Genomic DNA, 21617 nt, shown 5'->3' with positions numbered 1-21617 from the left:
GACCTTGGGTCGGACGGGCGATCCGGCCGCCCAGTCCTTCCTGATTTCTGTTCAAAAACTGAAGCGACGGGCCACATGGCCCGCTTCCGGCGCTTACAGCGAGCGCACATCCACAAAGTGACCGGCGATGCCGGCCGCCGCGGCCATGGCCGGGCTCACCAGGTGGGTACGGCCACCGGCGCCCTGACGGCCTTCGAAGTTGCGGTTCGAGGTCGAGGCACAGCGCTCGCCCGGTTCCAGGCGGTCGGCGTTCATGGCCAGGCACATGGAGCAGCCCGGTTCGCGCCATTCGAAGCCGGCGTCACGGAAGATCTTGTCCAGGCCTTCGCGTTCGGCCTGTTCCTTGACCAGGCCGGAGCCCGGCACCACCATCGCCAGCTTGACGTTGGAGGCGCGGAACTTGCCGCGCACCACCTTGGCGGCTTCGCGCAGGTCTTCGATGCGGGAATTGGTACAGGAGCCGATGAAGACCTTGTCGATGCGGATATCCTCGATCGGGGTATTGGGCTTGAGGGCCATGTAGGCCAGGGCCTTTTCCATGCCGTCGCGCTTGGTGGCATCCTTTTCCTTGTCCGGATCGGGGACGCGGGCATCCACGGCCACCACCATCTCGGGCGAGGTGCCCCATGTGACTTGCGGCTTGATGTCGGCAGCATTGAGCGTGACCACCATGTCGAACTTGGCACCCTGGTCGGAATGCAGCGTGCGCCAATAGGACACGGCGCGCTCCCAGTGCGGGCCGGAGGGCGAATAGGGACGGCCCTTGAGGTAATTCAACGTGGTGTCGTCGAAGGCCACCATGCCGGCGCGGGCACCGGCTTCGATGGCCATGTTGCAGACCGTCATGCGGCCTTCCATGGACAGCGAGCGGATGGTCGAGCCAGCGAATTCGATCGCATAACCGGTACCACCGGCCGTGCCAATCTTGCCGATGATGGCCAGCACGATGTCCTTGGCGGTCACGCCGGCCGGCAGCGCACCGTCGACCTGGACCAGCATGGACTTGGACTTGCGTGCCAGCAGCGTCTGCGTGGCCAGCACGTGTTCCACTTCTGAGGTGCCGATGCCATGGGCCAGCGCAGCGAAGGCGCCGTGGGTGGACGTGTGCGAGTCACCGCAGACCACCGTCATGCCCGGCAGCGTGGCGCCCTGCTCGGGGCCGATCACGTGCACGATGCCCTGACGCTTGTCGTTCATGCCGAAGTAGGTCAGGTTGTATTCCTTGGCGTTGCCGTCCAGCGTCTCCACCTGCAGGCGCGAGATGGGGTCGGCGATGCCGTGGGCGCGGTCGGTGGTGGGGACGTTGTGGTCCGCCACCATCAGGTTGGCCGAATTGCGCCAGGGTTGACGACCGGCTAGCTTGAGGCCTTCGAAGGCTTGCGGGCTGGTCACTTCATGGAGCAGGTGGCGGTCGATATACAGGATGGCGGTGCCGTCATCTTCCGTATGAACGACGTGCGACTCCCAGAGTTTGTCGTAGAGCGTCTTGAGCATGTTGCGGTCCGGCGGAACTGGAAAGGGGTGCTGATCGGGAAAAATAGCTTTTGATTATGCCATAAAGCGAAGGGTCTGACCTCCTTGCCGTGTTTTCCGCCGCGTCGCCACAACAGGCAATAATGCTGCAAGGCAGCAGAAAAAGCGCAGAAGTTGCGGCCCACATGAAAAATCCGGCATTTCCCCATCCCGTCGAGGCCATGCCGGATTGCGATACGGTCTGCAGCGAGGTTCAGTGCTCAGCGCTTGCGGGTCTGCTGGTACAAGGGATCGACGCGCTGCGCATAGACCGTCAGGTCGGCAATGCGCTCGCTGCTGGAGGGGTGGGTGGACATGAACTTCATCGGCTCGTCCCCGCCCAGGCTGGCCATCTTCTGCCACAGGGTCACCGCCGCCTTGGGATCGTAGCCGCCGCGTGCGGCCAGTTCCACGCCGATGCGATCGGCCTCGGTCTCGTTGGCACGCGAGTTGGGCAAGCCCATCAGGCCCATGTAGAGATACTGGCCACCCTGCTTGCCCACGTCGCCCAGCCCCAGCAGGGCCGCACCGATGGAAATGGCCGAATTGGCCACCACCTGCTGCGAGGCGCGCTCGCGGGCATGCTCGCGCAGGGCGTGGGCGATCTCGTGGCCCATCACGGCGGCCAGTTCATCGTCGGTGATCTTGAGCTTGTCGATCAGGCCGGTATAGACCGCGATCTTGCCGCCCGGCATGCACCAGGCATTGGTTTCGTCCGAGGTCAGGACATTGACTTCCCAGTTCCACTTCAGCGCATCGGGGCGGAACACCCCGGTCTGCGGGATCAGGCGATTGGCGATGGCGCGCACCCGCTGCACTTGCGCGGCGTTGCGGTTGAGCAGGCCCTTGCCCTTGGCCTCGGCCAGTACCTGCGCATATTCCTTGCTGGATGCCGCTTCCATCTCGGCCGAGGACACCAGCATCTGCTGCTTGCGCTCGATGCCCACGGCACCGCCCTGGGTGGTCTGTACGGTCTCGCATGCCACCAGGCCCACCAGGGCTGCGGCCAGCAGACTGTTCTTGATGATAGGTTTGAGCTTCATGCCCGCCTCCATTGAATAATTGATCTTGATTCCGGGTCAGCCGGTGGGCAGGCCTGCACGCGCCCGCCCACCGTGAGCGGCTTCGACCCGGACAGCCGCAAATTGTTTCAGGCAGGAAAAAGCCGGCGACCGCTTGCGCGATGGCCGGCTTGCGCTCGGTCCTGCCCGGTTCAGCGCAGCGCCGGTGTATCGACCTTCACATCACCGCACTGGGCGCGGTTGCGCAAGGCGTGGTCCATCAGCACCAGGGCCAGCATGGCTTCGGCGATGGGCGTGGCACGGATGCCCACGCAGGGGTCATGGCGACCGAAGGTTTCCACCGCGATCGGCTGGCCGTTCTTGTCGATGGAAGGGCGCGGGGTGCGGATGCTGGAAGTGGGCTTGATGGCAATGGAGGCCGTGATGTCCTGGCCGGTCGAGATGCCGCCCAGGATGCCACCGGCGTTGTTGCCGACGAAGCCTTCCGGCGTGAGCGCATCGCCGTGCTCGGAACCCTTCTGCGCCACCGAACGGAAGCCGGCGCCGATTTCCACGCCCTTGACGGCGTTGATACCCATCAGGGCAAAGGCGATCTCGGCGTCCAGCTTGTCATACAGCGGCTCACCCAGGCCAACAGGCACGTTCTGCGCCACCACGTCGATGCGCGCACCGATGGAGTCGCCGTCCTTGCGCAGGGCATCCATGTAGTCTTCCAGGCGCCCGATGATGCTGGCATTGGCGGCGAAGAAGGGATTGTGGGGCACATGCTCCCAGGATTCGAAGGGAATCGCGATCTCGCCCAGCTGGCTCATGCACCCCTTGAAGGTGGTGCCGTACTTCTCGAACAGCCACTTCTTGGCGATGGCCGCCGCGCCCACCACCGGTGCGGTCAGGCGTGCCGAGGAACGACCACCGCCGCGGGGATCGCGGATGCCGTACTTGTGCCAGTAGGTGTAGTCGGCGTGACCGGGACGGAAGGTGTCGAGGATATTGCCGTAGTCCTTGCTGCGCTGGTCCTGGTTGCGGATCAGCAGCGCAATCGGGGTACCGGTGGTCTTGCCCTCATAGACGCCGGAGAGGATCTCGACGGTATCGGGCTCCTGGCGCTGGGTGACGTGGCGCGAGGTGCCGGGACGGCGGCGATCCAGTTCCGGCTGGATATCGGCTTCCGACAGCGTCATGCCCGGGGGGCAGCCATCGATCACGCAGCCGATGGCCGGGCCGTGGGATTCGCCGAAGGTGGTGACGGTGAAGAGCGTGCCGAAGGTATTGCCGGACATGATGGAATTCGCGCAAAAGGGGAGAAAGACGCGATTTTACCAGCCCAGAGCGCCGCCGACGAGCCACGGCACCCTCCCCGTCGCAGCCTACTTCCAGTCGCCGCGCAGTTCGCGCACCTTTTCCTGCAACAGCTCGGGGCTGACCTGCTCGGCCGGGATGGGCTCGCCGGCCACCAGTTCCAGCCGCGAGAACAAGCCGCGCCGGAAGGTGCGCGTGACCGGGTTGCTGGGATCGCGCGAGAACAGGCTACCCCACAAGCCGCGCAAGGCCAGCGGCACCACCGGCACCGGGCTGCGGTCGATGATCTTCTGCACGCCGCCCCGGAAGGGGTTGAGCTCGCCATCACGCGTCAGTTTTCCCTCAGGGAAGATGCACACCAATTCACCCTCGTGCAAGGCCTGGGCGATATCGACGAAGGCCTTCTCGGTCAGCCAGGGGTCGGCCTTGACCGGTGCAATCGGGATCGCCCGCACATTGCGGAACAGCCAGGCCATCACCGGTATCCGGAAGATCTGGTAATCCATCACGAAGCGCACCGGGCGCGGGCTGGCCGCCATGATGGCGATGGCATCGACATAGCTCACATGGTTGCACACCAGCACCGCCGCGCCCTGGTCGGGAATGGCCTGGCCATTGACGATGCGCACCCGGTAGAAGGTATGGATCAACAGCCAGGCCAGGAAGCGGATCAGGAATTCCGGCACCAGCGAGAAGATGTAGACCGCCACCACGCCGTTCATGATGGCCGTGGCCAGGAAGATCTGCGGAATCGTCATCCCCGATTTCAGCATGACCATGGCCACCAGCGCCGACACCACCATGAACAGCGAATTCATGATGTTCATTCCGGCGATGGTGCGCGAGACGTGCGCCGGATCGCAGCGGGTCTGGATCAGCGCAAACAGCGGCACGATGTAGAGCCCGCCGAACAGGCCGATACCCAGGCAATCACCGAGGATGCGCCAGCTGCCGCCGTGCGACAGGAACCCGCCCAGGTCCAGCATCGCCGCCGGCGTCACGTAGGCCTGGCTGGCAAAATACAGCTCCAGCCCGAAGACCGACAGGCCGATGGAGCCGAAGGGCACCAGTCCGATTTCCACCTTGTGGCCCGACAGCCGCTCGCACAGCAGCGAACCCACGCCGATGCCCACCGAGAACACCGCCAGCAGCAGCACGAAGACGCTGTGATCGCCGTGCAGGTAGTTCTTCGCATAGACAGGGAATTGCGCCAGCATGATGGCGCCATAGAACCAGAACCAGGAATTGCCCAGCAAGGAGAGGAACACCGGGCGGTTGCGGCGCGAGAAACCGAGGTTGCGCACCGTTTCCGTGAAGGGATTCCAGTTCACCCTCAGCTCCGGCGCCGGAGCCGGCGAGAGCGGAATGCGCAGGCTCGCCAGCCAGCCCAGCACGGCAATGCCGATGGTCACGCCGGCCACCAGTTGCAGCCCCCAGGGCTTGTGCACCACCAGCACCGCGCCCAGGATTTCTCCCAGCAGGATGCCGACGAAGGTCCCCATCTCGATCAGGCCATTGCCGCCGATCAGTTCCTCCCGCTTCAACTGCTGCGGCAGGTAGGCATACTTGACCGGCCCGAACAGCGTGGAATGGATGCCCATGCCGACCACCGCCGCAATCAGCAGCCACAGGTGGTGCGTCATCCAGCCATAGGCGGCGATGCCCATGATGACGATTTCCAGCAGCTTCACGAAACGCGCCACGCGGCCCTTTTCCAGCTTGTCCGCCAACTGGCCTGAGGTGGCCGAGAACAGGAAGAACGGCAGGATGAACAAACCCGGAATCAGGTTGTTGAGCAGGCCCGGATCCATCTCGGTCCAGGACAGGGCGTCATAGGTGAGGATGGTCAGCAGCGCGGTCTTGAAGACATTGTCGTTGAGCGCGCCCAGGAACTGGGTCCAGAAGAAGGGAGCGAAACGCCGTTGGGAGAAAAGCGAGAACTGGCTGTTCTTTTGCATGGGCAATCAGGTCAGGGAAACGGAATGCGCAGCCTACGCAGGCCGGGCCGAAATGACAACAACCTCAATGGACAATAAAAAACCGCTCCAGCAGGAACGGTCAGGACCAGGCCGCCTGCGGTGGCAGGCGGCGTCAGCGCAGGAAACGGCAACCGCGACAGCGACGCTCAGGCGTTGCCTTCGCGCTCTTCTTCCTCGGCCGGCCAGTCGCGGATGTAGGCCTTGAGCATCTTGTTCTCGAAGCCTTGCGCATCCAGCACGGCCTTGGCCACGTCGTAGAAGGACATCACGCCCAGCACGGTGCGCGCTTCCATCACGGGCACGTAGCGTGCATGCTTTTCCAGCATGATGCGGCGCACTTCGTTCAGGTCGGTATCGGGGGTGACGGTGATGGGGGCGTCGTTCATGTGCTTGCGCACGGTCGAGCCACCCAGGGCGCCGCCGTTCTTGTGCAGCGTCAGCAGCACTTCGCGGAAGGTCAGCATGCCGACCAGGTCGCCATATTCCATGACCACCAGCGAGCCGATGTCTTTCTCTGCCATCGCGGCGACCGCCTCCTGAATCGGGGTGTCCGGCGTGACGGTGAAGAGAATGTTGCCTTTGACCTTGAGGATTTCAGAGACTTTCATGATGTCGTCCTAGTTGTATGAAGCTGTTTTGACTGTAGGCGATGACGCCCGGAAAATCCAATTCATGGGGGCAACAGGATAACTGATCCTGGATGCCGCCGCTGGCGGGGGCGCGATGCATGCACATGGTACGGTCAAGCGCGCCCTTTGGGCAACCGGCAATCACGCTGCCATGCAGTATTTCCAGCAATCATGCGAAGCTTGCTTCAGCACAAGGTTTGCATATGCGCGCTGCGCTGACTAAGCTGGAATCGTCAGGATCACCTGGAGAAGCCCATGGCCGCCACCCTGCCCGACCGACACTACGCCAGCTTCAGCGAGTTCTATCCGACCTACCTGAGCGAACATGCGCACCGGGTCAACCGGCAGTTGCACTTCCTGGGGTCGACGCTGGCGCTGCTGAGCCTGTTGCTGCTGCTCATCACCCACCAGTGGTGGTGGCTGGCGGTGGCCCTGTTCTGTGGCTACGGCTTTGCCTGGGTCGGGCATTTCATGGTGGAGAAGAACCAGCCGGCCACCTTCCGCCATCCCCTGTATTCCTTCATGGGCGACTGGGTCATGTACTGGCAGATGCTGACCGGGCAGGTCTCGTTCTGAGTGCTCAGCGCTCCCACATGCGGCGCCGCTCATCGAGCGGCACGGCGGCATAGGGCATGGCAGCCACGGTGCTTTGCGCCTGCGCGTCGACGCTGGCAAGGCCTGCGGTGCTGCAGTAGTCATCCAGCGATTGGCCGAGCACGCCGTCGATGGCGTCTTCCACCCGCCTCACCAGCGCCTCCTCGTCACCCGCCTGCGCCAGCACGGCGGGATCGAATACGAACAGCCGATACACCTGGGCCAGCCGGATCGTGCTGGGGTTGGCCACCAGCGTCCAGCGGTCCATGTCATCGGTGATGCGGCGGTTCCAGCCGGTGCGGCGACTGGTCTCCGGCTTGACCGAGGCCACCCAGCCTTCTTCACTCATCCGGCTCAGCAACTGTTGCAATTCACCCAGCCCCAGTCGCGTGGCACGACGCACCTCATCCATGCTCACCACCGCCGACTCCACCCCCACGCGGGCCGCATGCAGGAATTTCAGGACCTTCACCGCATCGATGAACTCCGCGCCCGGCGAGGCCACATGCCACCAGCGCTCGTAGCGCACCACCGGCAGCGCCGCCGTCAGCAGGGCGCCAAACAGGGTGATCATCCACATCATGTAGATCCACACCAGGAAGATCGGCAGCACCGCCACCGTGCCATAGACCATGGTGTAGGTCGGGAACTGCATGATGTAGACCGCGAAGAGGCGCTTGGCGATTTCCAGGCCGACACCGGCCAGCAGGCCACCAGCCAGGGCGTCGCGCCAGTCCACGGTCTGGTTGGGTACGGTGCTGTAGAGCAGCGTATAGGCCAGCGTCGAAAACATCAGCGAGACCAGGGTATAGAAACCCGCGCCCAGCCACGGCAGGCTCTTGACCGCACCACCGGTGGCGCTGGAGAGGTAGGAGGTCACGCTGATGGACACCCCGATCAAGAGCGGACCCAAGGTGATGATGGCCCAGTACACCAGCACCCGCTGCACCAGCGGACGCGACTTCTTGACCCGCCAGATCTGGTTGAACACGCTCTCGATGGTGGACATGGTCAGCACCGAGGTCAGGATCAGCACCACCCCGCCCACCGCCGAGATGCGTGCCGACTTGGCCGCGAACTGGTTCAGGTAGCCCAGGATGGTATTGGCCACCCCCTTGGGCATGAGGTTCTCGACGAAATAGGCTTCCAGCGAAGCGCGGAAGGTCGAGAACAGCGGGAAGGCCGTAAACAGCGCCAGCGCGATGGTCAGCACCGGCACCAGCGAGAGGATCGTGGTGAAGGTCAGGCTGCCGGCCACCTGGGGCAGGCGATCCTCGCGCAGTCGCCGGCCGGCGAAGCGCAACAGATCGCTCAACTGTTCTCGGGTCAGACCACGCATACGGGAAAAGGGAAAACGCAAAGAGGGCATCGGTTCAACTTCATGGGGTGACGGCAAGCAACAGCGCCACACCCGGGTTCTTTCCCGCCGACAGGCGGCAGGATGACAAGTTTGGCGATTATCGCCCAAGCCGCCGGCAAAATCCCGCAAAAATCGAAGCTGCATCCTAAAGTTGCAGTTATGACCTCAATGATGCGCAGCAAAAGGCAGCAGTCGAGGAGATTTCTCTCTTTTTCCCTCACGCTGGGAGGAAAAAAACGGAAATATAATAAGTCACATGATGACCAGCTCCTCCCCCTCTTCCGTGAACGCTCCCTCCAACGCCACCATCCTGGTGCTCTACTATTCGCGCCATGGCGCCACCCGCAAGCTGGCCGAACTGATCGCCCAGGGCGTGGAAAGCGTCCCCGGCTGCGATGCCCGGCTGCGCACCGTGCCGGCGGTCTCCACCGTCACCGAGGCCCTGGAGCCGGACGTCCCCAGCTCTGGCGCGCCCTATGTGGAAGCGGCCGACCTGGCGCAGTGCGACGGCCTGGCCCTGGGTTCGCCCACGCGCTTTGGCAACATGGCCGCGGCCATGAAGTATTTCTGGGACGGTACCTCGCCGCAATGGCTCTCCGGCACCCTGACCGGCAAGCCGGCCTGCGTGTTCACCTCCACCGGCAGCCTGCATGGCGGCCAGGAGTCGACGCTGCTGACCATGATGATTCCCCTGCTGCATCACGGCATGCTGTTGCTGGGCCTGCCCTATGCGCATCCCGAACTGATGAATACCCACAGCGGCGGCAGCCCCTACGGCGCCAGTCACTGGGCGGGCGTCAACGGTAACCAGCCGCTGTCGGACGACTCGCGTACCCTGGCCATCGCGCTGGGCAAACGGCTGGCAGAGACCGCACTAAAACTACGGAGACCATCATGAACAGCAGCGCGCGCTATTTCCACCTGGGAGCCAGTTCCAGCCTGGTCGTCCTGATCCTGCTCTGTGTGGCATGGGAACTGGCGCTGGCGCCGCTGCGCCCGGGCGGCTCGTGGATGGTGCTCAAGGTGGTGCCGCTGCTGCTGCCCCTGCGCGGCATCCTCAAGCGCGACGTCTATACCCTGCAATGGTCGTCCATGCTGATTCTGGTGTATCTGGCCGAGGGCCTGGTACGCGCCACCAGCGACGCTAACCACACCTCGGTCTGGCTGGCCTGGGTCGAGGTGGCATTGACCACGATCTATTTCATCTGCGCGCTGGCCTACCTGCACCCCTTCAAGAAGGCCGCCAAGGAAATCGCCCGCCAGGCCATCCACAAGGCCTCGCGCTGATCTTCGCCAACGCGATCAGTTGCTCCAATCCGCTCCAATACGACGCGCCGCCCCGGTGGCGGCGCGCACCTGTTGCCATGACCGCCATGACCGACACCACCACTGAATTCCTCGCCGCCTGCCGCGCCGCCATCGGCGCCGCACATGTCCTCACCGAACCGGCCGACACCGGCGGCTACCTGACCGACCAGCGCGGCCGCTACACCGGCCGTGCCCTGGCCGTGCTGCGTCCGGCCGATACCGGCGAGGTGGCCGCCATCGTCAAGCTGTGTGCGCACTACGCGGTGCCACTGGTACCACAAGGCGGCAACACCGGCCTGGTACTAGGCAGCGTGCCGGACCAGCAGGGCAATGCGGTGCTGCTGTCGCTGCGGCGGCTCAACCGCATCCGCGCCGTCGACCCGATCAACAATACGATGACCGTGGAAGCCGGCTGCGTGCTGCAGCATCTGCAGGAGCAGGCTGCTGCCGTGGGGCGACTGTTCCCGTTGTCGCTGGCAGCCGAGGGCAGTTGCACCATCGGCGGCAACCTCTCCACCAATGCCGGCGGCACCGGCGTGCTGCGCTATGGCAATACCCGCGAACTGTGCCTGGGTCTGGAAGTGGTCACCGCCGAGGGCGAGGTGATGAGCAGCCTGAAGGGCTTGCGCAAGGACAATACCGGCTACGACCTGCGCGACCTCTTCATCGGTGCCGAAGGCACGCTGGGCATCATCACCGCCGCCGTGGTCAAGCTCTTCCCGCAACCGCTTGCGCAGGTGACGGCACTGGTGGCGCTGGACACCCCGGCCCAGGCCCTGCAGCTGCTGCAACTGGCGCAGTCACGCTGTGCGTCGGCACTGACCGGCTTTGAACTGATGTCGGACTTCTGCCTGCAGCTGGTCTGCAAGCACTTCCCCGAGCAGCGCCTGCCCTTCGCCCAGCGGCATGCGCAATACGTCCTGCTGGAACTGTCGGACAGCGAATCGGAAGACCACGCCCGCGCCCTCTTCGAAAGCGTCATCGGCGACGCCCTGGAACAGGCCCTGGCCAACGATGCCGTGATCGCCGCCTCGCTGGCGCAATCGCGGGCACTGTGGCAATTGCGTGAAAGCATCTCCATGGCGCAGGCGCACGAGGGCAAGAACATCAAGCACGACATCTCGGTGCCGATCTCGCGCATCGCCGACTTCATCGCCACCACCGACGTGCTGGTGCAGCAGGCCGCGCCCGGCTGCCGCATGGTGACCTTCGGCCACCTGGGCGATGGCAACCTCCACTACAACGTCTCGCCACCGGTGGGCGTGGCCGACAGCGCATTCCTCGGCCAGCAGTCAGCCATCAACCTGGTGGTGCATGACAGCGTGGACCGCTTCGGTGGCTCGATCTCGGCCGAACACGGACTGGGTGCGCTCAAGCGCGAGGAAATCCTGCGCTACAAGTCGCCGGTGGAACTGCGGCTCATGCGCGCCATCAAGCAGGCGCTGGACCCGCAGCAGCTGATGAACCCGGGCAAGGTGCTATAGCCGCCAGGGCAGTACGGGCCGGCAAACAAAAAGGGACGGACGCTATCACGAGCCGTCCGCCCCAACCTCCCCCTCAGGAGCCTGCCTGAAACGCTTGCCGCAGCAAGGTTTCCCTATGTGGTCATCTTTGCATCTCGCGCTACGTGGCAATCCGAGGAATAGCGAGCAATGCCACGGCCAATTTCCCGGATCAGACGGAGCAGGCCGATCAGGCCGCGCTCTTGTGCTGCTCGCGCATGGTCTGCAGGAACAGGTCGGGCGCCATCGGCCGCCCCCTGAGATAGCCCTGCAGGGCATCACAGCCCACCGATGCGAGGAATTGCTGCTGCCGTTCGGTCTCCACGCCCTCGGCCACGATGCGCAGGTTCAGCGTGCGTCCCAGGGCCACGATGGCCGAGACGATGGCCGCATCCTCGGTGCCGTCGCTGAGATCACGCACGAAGCCGCGATCGATCTTCAATTCATTGGCTGGCAGGCGCTTCAGGTACAACAGGCTGGAATAGCCGGTCCCGAAGTCATCGATGGAGATCTCCACCCCCAGGTCGGCAATCTTCTGCAGTGTCAGCAGGCTCGCCTCGGTATCGTGCATGGCGGTCGATTCGGTGACCTCCAGCGTCAGGCTCTGCGGCGGCAGCTGATGGCGCTCCAGCGCGGCGCGCACCACCTCCACCAGATGCGGATCGGCAAATTGCACTGCCGACAGGTTCACCGCGATCTTCCAGTCGGCATAGCCCAGGGTCAGCCACTCATGCATCTGGCGACAGGCCTCATCCAGCACCCAGGCACCGATGGGGATGATCAGCCCGGAGCGCTCGGCCAGACCGATGAATTCATCCGGCCCCACCAGGCCACGTTCGGGATGCTGCCAGCGCAGCAGCGCCTCGGCGCCCAGCACCGGGCCATCGGGCAGGCTGAACTTGGGCTGATAGACCAGCCGGAACTGCTTGCGCTCCAGCGCCACCCGCAGGTCCTGCAGCCACTGCAGTTGATGGTGGGCATTGGCATTCATTGAAGGTTCGAAGAAGTTGTAGCCATTGCGACCGGCGCGCTTGGTGTGGTACATCGCGGCATCGGCGTTGATGACCAGGTCGTGACGGGTATTGCCGTCTTCCGGATAGATGGCGATGCCGATGCTGGCCGAGACCCGCAACTCATGCTCGCCCACACGGAAGGGCTGGTTGACCGCCTCCACCAGCTTCTCGGCCACCGGCATGGCGTCATCGGGCAGCGTCAGGTCGACCAGGATCACGAACTCGTCCCCGCCCAGGCGCGCCACCGTATCGTGGGCGCGGGTGGTGGCCGTGAGACGGCGCGCCACCTCCACCAGCAGGCGGTCGCCCACATGGTGACCCAGCGAATCGTTGATGGCCTTGAAGCCGTCCAGGTCCATGAACATCAGCGCGAAATGGCCGTTGCTGCGGGCCGCCTTGTTGATCGCCTGGGTCAGGCGGTCCTCCAGCAGGGTGCGGTTGGGCAACTTGGTGAGATGGTCGTGCAGCACCATCTGTGTCAGTTCTTCATTGGCCTCGGCCAGCGAGCGGGCCAGCTTGGCGGTGCGCGACTCCAGGCGTGCATCCAGCACCGAGGTCAGCAAGGCAATCGTCAGCACCGCCAGCGTGACCACGATGATCAGGATTGCCAGCCAGCCGATGCCCACGCCTTCGCGCGCCGACATGCAGACCGAGCCACTGGGGAAACTGGCCGCCGCCATGCCGGTGTAATGCATGCCGACGATGGCCACGCCCATCACCACCGAAGCACCGGCGCGCGCGGCCTTCACATGCGGGGTATTCTTGCGCAGGCTGAAGGCGATCCACAAGGCCGCAGCCGAGGCCGCGATGGCGATGAATACCGACACCACGAACAGCGCCACGTCATAATCGATGCCCGGTTGCATGCGCATGGCGGCCATGCCGGTATAGTGCATGCCGGCGATGCCCACCCCCATCAGCAGCGCACTGCCGAACAGGCGCCGCAGGGGCAGGTCCCTGCGGGTGACGATCCACAGCGCAAAGCCGGAGGTGCCGATGGCGATCAACAGCGATACCGCCGTGATCCACGCGTCATAACCCAGGGCGATCGGCAGGCGGAAGGCCAGCATGCCGATGAAGTGCATGGACCAGATCCCTACACCCATGGCGATGGCGCCGCCGGTCAGCCAGAAGCGGGCCACGCGCGGATGCTGGTTGCTGGTGGTATTGATACGCTCGGCCATGTCCAGCGCCGTATAGGAGGCGAGGATGGCAACCAGCAGTGAGACGACAACCAGCAACTTGTCGTAGGTGGCGATGAGCATGGCGAACGGTACGGCGTATCAGTATCAGGACAGGAACAGGACGAAAATCACGGAAGACAACCGGGAAGATCAGGGAAATTCAGTCAATATCAGGAGCTAGCAGCCGATATCAGTGACCCAGTATGCCCATGGAACCAAGCTTAGAAGGCGCAGCATTGTCCCACAATCAGGAAATACCCGTTGTCATCCTGATATGTTTCGGCGCCCCTCCTCAGCCTGGGAGTAACAAGCTGCAAGCTATCGGCAGCTGATCTCCACGTGATTGGCAACTTTATCGAGCGCAATCGATCTGTTCTCACTGCAGTGCGCCTGCCGGCCAGCCTTTGCGTCCCTGTTTCCCGTTTTTTCTGGAGGGCGCTGGCCTCCCCGGCCCGCCCGCGCAGCAAGACAACATGCAAAATGAAAACAAAACACAACAAATCGACAACAAGGACATCATGCTGAGCTTACCCCAAACCCGTCCGCGCCATCGGAAAAACTGCCTGACCCCACGCTGGAAACGCACTTCCCGCTTGATTGCGCTGGCTTTGTGTGGCATCGGCGCAGCGCTGCTCTGGAGCAGCCCGGCCCAGGCCGGCATCTCCATGGTGCAGCCACCCAAGCGCATCGATGCCAGCAAACCCCTGGAACTGACGCTGCTGGTGTCCGAGGACGAACAGGCCGAACGCAGCTACAACCTGCCGCCCACCCTGCTGGTGGCAGCCTCGGCCGACATGATCCCGCCTCAGCAGATCACCCTGCAGCGGGTCGATGGCGAGGACCGCCTCACGCTGCGGCAAGGCGAGTTCCGCAAGGTACGTTATCGCGGCGTGCTGCCGGAGCGCCTGCGCGGCATGGTGCGCATCGAGCCGATCGGCATCGACGCCTCGCCGGTGCTGGTGGCGGTGGTGCGTCCGGATGCGAGCCTGGGGCCGTTGCCGGAGTCGCCCGACCTGATCAACACCCCGCTGGCCGACTCCAGCAGCAAGGTGGCCCCGGTGGCGCCCTCGGCCACGGTGCTCACGCCCGGCACCAATGCCTCGCCCATCGACAGCGCACCGGCGGCCGAAGACATCCTCTCCAATAATCGCCGCCTGTCCTTCAACGAGCCGATGTACTTCACGGTCGGGCATAACCACGGCGATACCAATGCCCGCTTCCAGTTCAGCTTCAAGTTCCGCGTCTTCGTGCCGGACGATCCGCGCTCGCGCGGCCTGCTGGACAATCTCTACCTGGGCTACACCCAGTTCTCGCTGTGGGACCTGTCGGCGCCTTCCGCGCCCTTCCGCGATACCAGCTATCGCCCCAGCCTCTACTACTACCTGCCAGACCTGGGCATCCAGAACGGCGTGTTCAGCCGCATCGGCATCGCCACCGGCCTGGAGCACGAGTCCAATGGTCGCGACGGTACCGAATCGCGCAGCATCAATACCTATTTCATCGAACCGACCTTCAACTTCGGCAACCTCAACGACTATCACTTCAAGGTCGCGCCCAAGGTCTACGCCTATCTCGGCCCGACCCGCGATAATCCGGACATCGCCGACTACCGCGGCCACCTGGACCTGAAGCTGGCCTATGGCAAACCGGACGGGGTGGAAGTGGCGACCATGCTGCGCAAGGGCAGGCTGGGCGGCAAGTACAGCGCCGAGACGCAGATTTCCTATCCACTCTCGCGCCTGCTGCCCGGTACCGCCGGCTACCTGATGGCCAGCTACTTCTCCGGCTACGGCGAAAGCCTGCTGACCTACAACCAGAAGGACAGCCCGCAACTGCGCATCGGCTACGCCTTGTGGCGATAGGACCGGGCCCGAGCACTGGCCGGTAAAAGCACAACGGGGATGCACTGCATCCCCGTTGTTCATTGTTGCAGCGGACCTGGGTCGCTCGTCAGGCCACCGGCGTGCGCATGGTGACGAACTCCTCGGCCGAGGTCGGATGGATGCCGATGGTGGTATCGAACTGCGCCTTGGTGGCACCACACTGCAGGGCCACGGCGAAACCCTGGATCACTTCGCCGGCGTCGCCGCCCACCATGTGCACGCCCAGCACCCGGTCAGTGGCGGCATCGACCACCAGCTTCATGAAGGTTCGTTCAGTATTGCGCGAAAGCGTGTTCTTGAGCGGCTTGAAATCGGTCTTGAAGATCTTCACCGCGCCCACTTCCTTCCTGGCCTCTTCCTCGCTCATGCCCACGGTGCCGATGTTGGGATGGCTGAAGACAGCGGTGGGGATGTTGCGGTAGGACATGCTGCGCTCGCCCTTTCCGAACAGGCGCGCCACCACTACCATGGCTTCGGCCAGCGCCACCGGGGTGAGCGCCACGCGGTCGATGACATCGCCCACGGCCAGGATGGAGGGCACGCTGCTCTCGAAGTTGTCGTTGACCGGAATGGCGCCGTTCTTCGCCAGCGCGATACCGACCTTCTCCAGCCCCAGCCGGCCCGTATTGGGCGTGCGGCCGGTGGCGAACAGCACGCACTCGGCCTGCAGGGTCTCGCCATTGGTCAGGCGCACCTGCTTGACGCTGTCCTCCGTGGCTCCTGCGGCATCCTCGGCTTCGATGGCATCGATGCTGGCATTGAACACCAGGCGGATGCCCTTCTTGGCCATCTCGTCGGCCAGGTGTACGCCGAGGTCGGCATCCATGTTGCGCAACAGGCGCTCGCGGCGATAGACCAGGGTCACCTCGCTGCCCAGGCCGTTGAGGATGGAGGCCAGTTCCACCGCGATATAGCCGCCCCCCAGCACCACCGCGCGCTTGGGCAGGCCCTTGAGGTGGAAGAAGTCATCCGAGGTGATCCCCAGTTCGCTCCCCGGAATCTGCGGCTTGTCCGGATGGCCGCCGGTGGCGATCAGGATGTGGCGGGCGGTGAAGCGCTGGCCATCGACGTTGACCGTATGCGCATCCTCCACCGTGGCAAAGCCGCGATGCAGCTTGACGTTGGCCCCGTCCAGCAGACGCTGGTAGATGTCGTTGAGGTGGGCGATCTCGCGATCCTTGTTGGCGATCAGGGCCGACCAGTCGAAGCTGGGCTTGCCGTTGAGGGTCCAGCCATAGCCGGCGGCGTCGGCGAAGTCCTCGTGGTAATGCGCACTGTAGGACATCAGCTTCTTCGGAATGCAGCCCACGTTGACGCAGGTGCCGCCCAGGTCGCCCTTCTCCGCCAGGCCCACGCGGGCGCCGGTCTGGCCGGCGAAGCGCGCAGCGCGCACGCCACCGGACCCGCCGCCGATGGTGAAGAGGTCGTAATCGTATTGGCTCATGGTTTCTCCATTGCATGGACGCTGCCCCCTGGCCGCGTCCGTGTTCTATCTGGTCGGTCTGACCGTTATGCGGGCGTACTGCCGCTTTACAAGGGCGCCCGGCGCCGGCCATCCAGCGCGCGCATCACCAGCAGCACCGGTGCCAGCCCCACCAGCACGATGGACAGCGCCGGCAACGCCGCTTCGCCCAGACGCTCGTCACGCGCCAGGTTGTGCGCGATCACCGCCAGGGTGTCGGTATCGAAGGGACGCAACAGCAGGGTCGCCGGCAATTCCTTGACCACATCGACGAACACCATCAGGGCTGCCACCGCCAGCGAACGCCACAGCAAGGGCAGGTGCAGGCGCCAGGCGATCGCCGCGCGCGAACTGCCCAGGGTACGCGCCGCTTCATCGAGACTGACTGGAATGCGGGTATAGCCGGACTCCACCGACTGCACCGCAACCGCCGTGAAGCGTACCAGATACGCATAGATCACGCCCAGGGAGCTGGCCGTGAGCAGCACACCCAGACCGGCGGCCGGCCACCGCGCCTGCAACCAGGCCACCGGCAGCAGGATGCCCACCGCGATCACCGATCCGGGAATCGCATAGCCCATGCCGGCCAGCCGCGCCGTCAGGCGCAACATCGCCCCCTGCAGACGCGGCAGACCACCGGCACGTAGCGCAAAGCACAGGGCCAGCGCCAGCACGATGGCCGCCAGCGCCGCCATGCCCCCGAAGCGGAAACTGTTCCACACCCAGCCGGCATAGCGAGCGAGATCGAAGGCGACGCTGGTCCCACTGTCCGCATCACGGCCCACCTCGCCCCACCACAGGTGTAGCAGGATGCCCACCGGCAGCAGGAACCCTGCCACCACCGGCAAGCCGCACACCAGCCAGGCCAGCACCGTCGGGCCGGCTGCCAGCGGCGGGCGCGCGCCCTCGGCGCTGTCAGCGGCATCGGCACTGCGCGCGCCACGGGTGGCGGCAAAGCGCATGCGGCCCTGCTCGCGGCGTTCCAGCCACAGCAGCACCGCCACGAACAGCAACAGCAGCGAGGCGTACTGGGCCGCCGCGATGCGGTCGTCCAGCACCACCCAGGCCTTGTAGATGCCGGTGGTAAAGGTGGTCAGGCCGAAATAGGCCGACACGCCGTAGTCCGCCAGCGTCTCCATCAGCGCCAGCGCGGCCCCGGCCGCCAGTGCCGGCCGTGCCAGCGGTAGCGCCACGCGCACGATGCGCTCGGCCAGCGGCGTACCCAGCATGCGGGCGGCTTCCATCAGATGGTTGCCGCGTTCGGACAGCGCATTGCGCGCCAGCAGATAGGCATAGGGATAGAGCGTGAAGACAAACATGCAGATCGCCCCCGGCAAGCCGCGCACATCCATGCGCCAGCCCGGGAACCAGCCGCGCAGCGTGCTCTGCACCAGCCCGGCGTACTGCAGGAAATCGGTATAGGCATAGGCCGAGACATAGGCCGGCATTGCCATGGGCAGCAGCAAGGCCCAGGACAGCCAGCGCCGTCCGGGAAATTCGAACAGGCTCACCGTCACCGCCGCCGCACCGCCCACCAGCACCACGCCCAGCGGCACCATCAGCGCCAGCCAGCCGGAGGTGGCCAGGTAACCGGGCAGGACGGTCTGCATCTGCTGGCGCAGGCTGTCCACGCCGGCCGCGTCCAGGCCCAACCAGGCGGCGAGGATGCCCAACAGCGGCAAGGCGATCAGGACTGCAAGCAAACCGATGATATGCATAACAAGGAAACGGTGAAAATGGACTACCCAGGTGGAAGACGCGAGGGCTTGCGCTACACTGCACACCCTCAGGCAATCGCGAATTGTAACCATTTCACCGGGCATCTCCATGTTTCTGGAAGTCGAGCACCTCAGCATCCGCTATCCCCGTACTCCCTCCGCCGCCGTCGACGACGTCTCGCTGCGCCTGCAGCCGGGCGAACTGGGTGCGCTGATCGGTCCCTCCGGCAGCGGCAAGACCAGCCTGCTGCGCGCCGTGGCCGGGCTGGAGCCGGCACAGGCCGGCCGCATCCGGCTGGCCGGGACGTTGCTGGAAGGCGATGGCATCCGGGTGGCGGCCGAGGAGCGGCGCATCGGCATGGTGTTCCAGGATTTCGCGTTGTTCCCGCATCTGGATGTGGCGGCCAATATCGGCTTCGGCTTGCGCGGCATGGCACGCGGCCAGCGCGAACAGGTGGTGGCGGCCATGCTGGAGCTGGTCGGTCTGTCGGGTTCGGGTGGCAAGTTCCCGCACCAGCTTTCCGGCGGCCAGCAGCAACGCATCGCCCTGGCGCGGGCGCTGGCACCGCAGCCACGCCTGCTGTTGCTGGACGAACCGTTTTCCAGCCTGGATGTGGAATTGCGCGAACGTCTGGCACACGATGTGCGCGACATCCTCAAGCGCACCGGCACCACCGCCCTGATGGTCACGCACGACCAGATGGAAGCCTTTGCCGTGGCCGACGTGGTGGGCGTGATGCGGCAAGGCCGCCTGGAACAGTGGGATAGCCCCTACGCCCTCTATCACCGCCCGGCCACCCGCTTCGCGGCCGATTTCATCGGGCACGGCGTGCTGCTGCAGGGAACACTGATGCAGACATCTGCCCCGACCTCAGGCAGGGACGGGAGCGAGGGAGAAATCGAAGTGCAGACCGCAGCCGGCCTGTTGCGCGGCATGCCCTTGCACGATCAGCCCCAGCCGGCAAATGCGCAGGTGGACGTGCTGCTGCGGGCTGACGACGTGATGCATGACGACGCCTCACCCTTCAAGGGAAGAGTCGTTCGCAAATCATTCAGGGGAGCGGAATTTCTCTACACGCTGGCGCTGGAGAACGGGCAGCAACTGCTGTCGCTGGTCCCTTCCCACCACGATCACGCGGTGGGCGAGTGGATAGGCATCAGGCTGGACGTCACGCATCTGGTGACCTTCCCCAGCATGGAGTCGTCGTTGGCGGCCGCCGCAGAGGCCGGCACCGCCAGTGCTGGAGTGGGCAAACGCTGATCCACGCAGGCCGCCCGGCCCAGCGCATCCACCACCAGCCAGTCGAGGGCGCGCCGCATCAGTAGCGGGCTTTCGACAGCACCACCAGCCAGCGGCGCAGCAGCAGGATTTCCACATGGCCGGGCTCGATGCCGGCGCTGCACTCGATCACCGGATTGACGCGATAACGGCGCACATAGGTGTCACGGCAGATGAAGATTTCGCGACGACCCAGGCGGATCGCCAGCGAAGACGGGCTGGAAGATGCAACAGCGAAGCGAGCGTCGGAAGCAAGATCAAAGTGTGTCATGGCAGCGATTCCTCTTCTTGTCGATTGGAGGCTTCACTTTAGCACAAGTACTGTATGAATAAACAGTATTTTTTATACAGTACTGCATGCGCCATGGCGAGCATACAACAGCCGGCCCATCCTGCATTTCCCGCCGTGGCGCCTAAGCCACACCGGCCGCCAGGCGCGCCCGCACGAAGCCGATGTGTTCCCGCAGCACATAGAACTGGTCGGCAAAGGCCAGCGGCATCTTCATCCGGTTCACCGCGATCTCGATCTCGTCCAGGCGCCTCAGCATCTCGGCCTGGTCTTCCGGCGATTCGCGGGACAAGCCGCGTTCCAGCGAGATCAGCTCGCCATACCAGCGATAGATGCGCGAACGCACACGCCAGCCATAGAGCATCGGCACCAGGCGGATACCCGGGATGAGCAGCAGGATCACCGGCAGCACGATCACCACCGCCCGGTCCACCAGGCTGGCCATCCAGAACGGCAGGGTGCGGTAGAAGAAGGTCTTGCCGGACTTGTAATAGCGCGCCGCATCGTCGCTGATCGGATATTCATGCTCCAGCGGCGCCGGGAATTCCCCCGCCTTCTGCATCACGTTGGCCTTGCCATGCACTTCGCGGGCGGCCGCGATCAGCAGGTCCGACAGTGCCGGATGCAAGTCCTCGCGCGCCACCAGTTCGGCCGTGGGTGCGATCAGCTGGGTATCGCGGGCCGGCAGGTTGCGCGCCAGGTCGAACACGCCCATGGGCATCTTCAAGGTATTGAGATAGCGGAAGCGCCGCACATAGGCATCGGCCTGGGAAAAATCCAGCAAGCGGATGCCGGGGGCGCGCAGCAGCTTGCCCATGGTCGCCACCGACACCGAATCGCCCATCAGGAAGGCCGCATCGATCTTGCCACCGGTCAGCGCCTGGGCCGCCTCATCGCCGCCAATGTTCAACAGCTGGGTGCTGCCGCCCTCTTCCACACCGTTGGCCTTGAGCAGGGTCGCGGCCAGCACGCTGGAACCGCTACCGGCCCCACCGATGGCGATGCGCTTGCCGGCCAGCTCCGACAGCTGGCGCAGCGGCGGGACCGGCTTGCCGTCCTCGCGCGGCGGCGGCGTGCGGTAGTACACCGACACCGGCACATAGGAAATGCTGCCCAGCGACACCAGCGGCGCCAGCGCCTCGGCCGGTACCGCGCCGGCCAGGCCGCCCTGCACGAAGCCGACGTCCAGGCTCTGGTCGGGATCGGCCAGGCGTTTCAGGTTGTCCAGCGAGCCCCCGGTCTCGACGATATCGAGGCGGATGCCATCGCGCGCCAGGATGGCCTTGTAGCGTTCGGCCACGCGCCAGAAATTGCTGTCCTTGGGACCGGCAGCGATCGTGATCGAAGACGGCGGGGCCGGGCGGATCAGCCAGATCACCAGCCAGGCGCCGATCAGGATCAGCAGGATGATGGGACCGAAGCTGACGGCCAGGTCCCGCCAGGAGATGGCCACGAAGCGCGCCCGGATGCGGGTCGCCGACGGGGCGTAGGCGGAGAGTTTCTTGTCTTTGAGCATGCGCGCTATTCTAGCCGCGCCGCCCCGCTTTGGGCTTCACTGCCTTGTAACGTGATGTGACTCTCCGC

General features: G+C 64.6%; 17 protein-coding genes. 6 read left to right on the top strand and 11 right to left on the bottom strand.

The window, feature by feature from the left end; all coding sequences use genetic code 11:
• Positions 1-93: 93 nt before the first annotated feature.
• The 5 genes from leuC to BTM36_RS11150 form a co-directional block, all read right to left on the bottom strand.
• A complete protein-coding gene (leuC, locus tag BTM36_RS11170; RefSeq protein WP_006462723.1) occupies positions 94-1494 on the bottom strand; it encodes a 3-isopropylmalate dehydratase large subunit in 1401 nt (466 codons plus the stop codon).
• Between the two features lie 239 nt (positions 1495-1733).
• Positions 1734-2555 (bottom strand): M48 family metallopeptidase, encoded by an 822-nt coding sequence (locus BTM36_RS11165; RefSeq protein ID WP_006462724.1) that lies wholly within the window; start codon positions 2553-2555, stop codon positions 1734-1736.
• Positions 2556-2725: 170 nt separating this feature from the next.
• Positions 2726-3814, bottom strand: a complete 1089-nt coding sequence (aroC, locus tag BTM36_RS11160; RefSeq protein ID WP_077236330.1) for a chorismate synthase — start codon at positions 3812-3814, stop codon at positions 2726-2728.
• 87 nt (positions 3815-3901) lie between these two features.
• Positions 3902-5791, bottom strand: a complete 1890-nt coding sequence (locus BTM36_RS11155) for an MFS transporter (RefSeq protein WP_077236329.1) — start codon at positions 5789-5791, stop codon at positions 3902-3904.
• A 167-nt stretch (positions 5792-5958) separates the two neighbouring features.
• Positions 5959-6420 (bottom strand): CBS domain-containing protein, encoded by a 462-nt coding sequence (locus tag BTM36_RS11150; RefSeq protein WP_006462727.1) that lies wholly within the window; start codon positions 6418-6420, stop codon positions 5959-5961.
• A 276-nt stretch (positions 6421-6696) separates the two neighbouring features.
• Here BTM36_RS11150 and BTM36_RS11145 point away from each other — a divergent pair, with 276 nt between their 5' ends.
• On the top strand, positions 6697-7017 hold the full coding sequence (locus tag BTM36_RS11145) for a DUF962 domain-containing protein (RefSeq protein WP_006462728.1): 321 nt from the start codon (positions 6697-6699) through the stop codon (positions 7015-7017).
• Positions 7018-7021: 4 nt separating this feature from the next.
• Here the strand turns inward: BTM36_RS11145 and BTM36_RS11140 are convergent, their stop codons facing one another.
• Complete coding sequence (locus BTM36_RS11140) at positions 7022-8374, bottom strand: YihY family inner membrane protein (RefSeq protein WP_139347130.1); 1353 nt, start codon at positions 8372-8374, stop codon at positions 7022-7024.
• A 280-nt stretch (positions 8375-8654) separates the two neighbouring features.
• Here BTM36_RS11140 and wrbA point away from each other — a divergent pair, with 280 nt between their 5' ends.
• The 3 genes from wrbA (at position 8655) to BTM36_RS11125 (ending at position 11187) form a co-directional block, all read left to right on the top strand.
• The gene (gene wrbA, locus BTM36_RS11135; RefSeq protein WP_077236461.1) at positions 8655-9293 is read left to right on the top strand and encodes an NAD(P)H:quinone oxidoreductase; all 639 of its coding nucleotides are present in this window, start codon (positions 8655-8657) and stop codon (positions 9291-9293) included.
• Positions 9290-9682: a DUF2069 domain-containing protein gene (locus BTM36_RS11130; protein WP_006462731.1), complete on the top strand. Its 393-nt coding sequence runs from the start codon at positions 9290-9292 to the stop codon at positions 9680-9682. The genes wrbA and BTM36_RS11130 overlap by 4 nt, the downstream gene beginning before the upstream one ends.
• A 77-nt stretch (positions 9683-9759) precedes the next feature.
• Complete coding sequence (locus BTM36_RS11125) at positions 9760-11187, top strand: FAD-binding oxidoreductase (RefSeq protein ID WP_077236327.1); 1428 nt, start codon at positions 9760-9762, stop codon at positions 11185-11187.
• Positions 11188-11395: 208 nt separating this feature from the next.
• Here the strand turns inward: BTM36_RS11125 and BTM36_RS11120 are convergent, their stop codons facing one another.
• On the bottom strand, positions 11396-13483 hold the full coding sequence (locus tag BTM36_RS11120) for a bifunctional diguanylate cyclase/phosphodiesterase (RefSeq protein WP_077236326.1): 2088 nt from the start codon (positions 13481-13483) through the stop codon (positions 11396-11398).
• 437 nt (positions 13484-13920) lie between these two features.
• Here BTM36_RS11120 and BTM36_RS11115 point away from each other — a divergent pair, with 437 nt between their 5' ends.
• The gene (locus tag BTM36_RS11115) at positions 13921-15264 is read left to right on the top strand and encodes a phospholipase A (RefSeq protein ID WP_254426978.1); all 1344 of its coding nucleotides are present in this window, start codon (positions 13921-13923) and stop codon (positions 15262-15264) included.
• Positions 15265-15352: 88 nt separating this feature from the next.
• On the opposite strand, the gene gorA is transcribed toward BTM36_RS11115, so the two are convergent.
• Together gorA and BTM36_RS11105 are read right to left on the bottom strand one after the other, a co-directional pair.
• Positions 15353-16729 carry a glutathione-disulfide reductase gene (gorA, locus tag BTM36_RS11110; protein ID WP_077236325.1) on the bottom strand — a complete coding sequence of 459 codons (1377 nt, stop codon included), beginning with the start codon at positions 16727-16729 and terminating at the stop codon, positions 15353-15355.
• Positions 16730-16815: 86 nt separating this feature from the next.
• Positions 16816-18465 (bottom strand): iron ABC transporter permease, encoded by a 1650-nt coding sequence (locus tag BTM36_RS11105; RefSeq protein WP_077236324.1) that lies wholly within the window; start codon positions 18463-18465, stop codon positions 16816-16818.
• 109 nt (positions 18466-18574) lie between these two features.
• On the opposite strand from BTM36_RS11105, the gene BTM36_RS11100 reads away from it, so the two are divergent.
• Positions 18575-19726 (top strand): ABC transporter ATP-binding protein, encoded by a 1152-nt coding sequence (locus tag BTM36_RS11100; protein WP_077236323.1) that lies wholly within the window; start codon positions 18575-18577, stop codon positions 19724-19726.
• A gap of 58 nt (positions 19727-19784) precedes the next feature.
• Here the strand turns inward: BTM36_RS11100 and BTM36_RS11095 are convergent, their stop codons facing one another.
• The gene (locus BTM36_RS11095) at positions 19785-20015 is read right to left on the bottom strand and encodes a hypothetical protein (RefSeq protein ID WP_006462738.1); all 231 of its coding nucleotides are present in this window, start codon (positions 20013-20015) and stop codon (positions 19785-19787) included.
• A 142-nt stretch (positions 20016-20157) separates the two neighbouring features.
• Positions 20158-21549: a TAXI family TRAP transporter solute-binding subunit gene (locus BTM36_RS11090; RefSeq protein WP_077236322.1), complete on the bottom strand. Its 1392-nt coding sequence runs from the start codon at positions 21547-21549 to the stop codon at positions 20158-20160.
• Between the last annotated feature and the right edge of the window lie 68 nt (positions 21550-21617).

Source organism: Herbaspirillum sp. VT-16-41 (assembly GCF_001994935.1).
GTDB classification, from domain to species: Bacteria; Pseudomonadota; Gammaproteobacteria; order Burkholderiales; family Burkholderiaceae_D; genus Herbaspirillum; species Herbaspirillum frisingense.
This window is presented reverse-complemented; position numbering and strand designations above follow the sequence as displayed.

Bases quoted from the DNA above. Each gene is read 5' to 3' on its own strand.
- leuC (WP_006462723.1), bottom strand. From the start codon at position 1,494: ATGCTCAAGACGCTCTACGACAAACTCTGGGAGTCGCACGTCGTTCAT.
- BTM36_RS11165 (WP_006462724.1), bottom strand. From the start codon at position 2,555: ATGAAGCTCAAACCTATCATCAAGAACAGTCTGCTGGCCGCAGCCCTG.
- aroC (WP_077236330.1), bottom strand. From the start codon at position 3,814: ATGTCCGGCAATACCTTCGGCACGCTCTTCACCGTCACCACCTTCGGC.
- BTM36_RS11155 (WP_077236329.1), bottom strand. From the start codon at position 5,791: ATGCAAAAGAACAGCCAGTTCTCGCTTTTCTCCCAACGGCGTTTCGCT.
- BTM36_RS11150 (WP_006462727.1), bottom strand. From the start codon at position 6,420: ATGAAAGTCTCTGAAATCCTCAAGGTCAAAGGCAACATTCTCTTCACC.
- BTM36_RS11145 (WP_006462728.1), top strand. From the start codon at position 6,697: ATGGCCGCCACCCTGCCCGACCGACACTACGCCAGCTTCAGCGAGTTC.
- BTM36_RS11140 (WP_139347130.1), bottom strand. From the start codon at position 8,374: ATGCGTGGTCTGACCCGAGAACAGTTGAGCGATCTGTTGCGCTTCGCC.
- wrbA (WP_077236461.1), top strand. From the start codon at position 8,655: ATGACCAGCTCCTCCCCCTCTTCCGTGAACGCTCCCTCCAACGCCACC.
- BTM36_RS11130 (WP_006462731.1), top strand. From the start codon at position 9,290: ATGAACAGCAGCGCGCGCTATTTCCACCTGGGAGCCAGTTCCAGCCTG.
- BTM36_RS11125 (WP_077236327.1), top strand. From the start codon at position 9,760: ATGACCGCCATGACCGACACCACCACTGAATTCCTCGCCGCCTGCCGC.
- BTM36_RS11120 (WP_077236326.1), bottom strand. From the start codon at position 13,483: ATGCTCATCGCCACCTACGACAAGTTGCTGGTTGTCGTCTCACTGCTG.
- BTM36_RS11115 (WP_254426978.1), top strand. From the start codon at position 13,921: ATGCTGAGCTTACCCCAAACCCGTCCGCGCCATCGGAAAAACTGCCTG.
- gorA (WP_077236325.1), bottom strand. From the start codon at position 16,729: ATGAGCCAATACGATTACGACCTCTTCACCATCGGCGGCGGGTCCGGT.
- BTM36_RS11105 (WP_077236324.1), bottom strand. From the start codon at position 18,465: ATGCATATCATCGGTTTGCTTGCAGTCCTGATCGCCTTGCCGCTGTTG.
- BTM36_RS11100 (WP_077236323.1), top strand. From the start codon at position 18,575: ATGTTTCTGGAAGTCGAGCACCTCAGCATCCGCTATCCCCGTACTCCC.
- BTM36_RS11095 (WP_006462738.1), bottom strand. From the start codon at position 20,015: ATGACACACTTTGATCTTGCTTCCGACGCTCGCTTCGCTGTTGCATCT.
- BTM36_RS11090 (WP_077236322.1), bottom strand. From the start codon at position 21,549: ATGCTCAAAGACAAGAAACTCTCCGCCTACGCCCCGTCGGCGACCCGC.